Source organism: Oleiphilus sp. HI0128 (assembly GCF_001635365.1).
Genome location: NZ_LWGG01000071.1, coordinates 1 through 1,437, shown reverse-complemented (window position 1 = coordinate 1,437; position 1,437 = coordinate 1). Strand labels below are relative to the sequence as shown.

Genomic DNA, 1,437 nt, shown 5'->3' with positions numbered 1-1,437 from the left:
TTATCTATTGAAAGCACTTAGTAAAAGAGATCAGCAAGCAGAAATGGAAGATCTGCTGCCATGGAATGTCATACTAAATCATTAGATTCTTGGATATGTCCGCTTCGCCTTACGTTTACGAAGTATCTTCAGGCCAGTGTGCTTGTGTTTCAGGTTTCTTAGGAGGGCCGTTTAGCTCTACAAGCATACGACGCTCTTTTACACCTAAGTTTTTAAGTATTTCGACACAGCTTTCATTAAAGGGTGTTGGGCCGCATATGTAAAACATCTTTGAGCTTAAGTTGCTCAGTGAAGATGAAACAAGCTCTTCAGTAACACGTCCGCCGATGCCTTGATAACTTTCACTTGGCCTTGAGATTAATTCTGTAAGTTTTATATTGTGATTCTGTTTGGCACAGGAGCGAATTTCCTTTGCGAATATTACATCCTCCTCGAAACTATTGCTGTAGATAATATGCATGGTATGAGGGAGATCTTTAGCGATGATATGTTTGATCATACTACGTGCAGGTGCAATCCCGGATCCGCCAGCGAAGAATACTAGATCATTACCATGGAATAGTGGATTATGATGAAAGCTTCCCATTGGGCCGGTGCTAGTAAGCTCTTGACCAGGCTTCAGATCATCAACTAAATAATGGCTAACGAAACCGCTATGAGCCTTTTTAACGGTCAGGTCATAATAGTCTCGTTCAGTGGGAGAGGAAGACATCGCATAAGGTCTGGCAGTTGGCGAACCATTTATCTCAACAAAAACGTTAATATACTGACCTGCTTGAAAAGGGGGAAGGTAACCATCAAGTGCTTTGACACGAATAGTATTCGTGGATGGCGTATCAGTAAAAATATCGGTAACAAGTAAACGAAGGCGTTTAGGATGTAGACTGTCGATAGTCTTTTGCGTAGCACCTTTCTCTTCGCTAAAGTCGCTTCCACTAAGCTCTATCTCGGTTTTCTTTTTTACGGCTTCAACGTAGCCAACGACACCATCTAATACGTTTTGTTCTGCGCTGCGATTTTTATGCATGTTGAGCCTCCGTTTGTGACTTTTTAATTTTACGCAATATACTTTTTGCCGTTGATTCACCGGCCATATAGGTCGGTTGAAAACCTCCTTGCGCTGTCCAACTTCCTGCGGAATACAAACCTTCAATACCACTCAATTGGTCGCGTAATAAGAGAGAATCCTGAATATGTTGTTTAAAGCCATAAATAGCGCCGTCAGGTGAGTTCAAATAACGCATCATAGTTAAAGGAGTCGCTACCTCAGCAACTTCAATATACTGGCTGAGATTTGGGTAAGCCTTTTCAACATGATCAATGAGCTTTTGTGCGTAGTCATACTTTGCTTCAGCATAATCTTCAGGGCTAAGTGCTTGCCATGCTTCGCCGTATTGAAGTGCTACAAGAGTTATGACGCTTTTTCCCTTGGGGGCC

The 1,437-nt window shown here is 42.2% G+C and carries 2 protein-coding genes; both read right to left on the bottom strand.

Annotation, left to right across the window (positions count from 1 at the left end):
* Positions 1–115: 115 nt before the first annotated feature.
* Positions 116–1,027 (bottom strand): ferredoxin reductase, encoded by a 912-nt coding sequence (locus A3763_RS00955; protein ID WP_068633421.1) that lies wholly within the window; start codon positions 1,025–1,027, stop codon positions 116–118.
* The coding region (locus A3763_RS27860) for an NAD(P)/FAD-dependent oxidoreductase (RefSeq protein WP_231872058.1) at positions 1,020–1,437 on the bottom strand (418 nt) is incomplete at its 5' end. The genes A3763_RS00955 and A3763_RS27860, both read right to left, overlap by 8 nt.

Bases quoted from the DNA above. Each gene is read 5' to 3' on its own strand.
- A3763_RS00955 (WP_068633421.1), bottom strand. From the start codon at position 1,027: ATGCATAAAAATCGCAGCGCAGAACAAAACGTATTAGATGGTGTCGTT.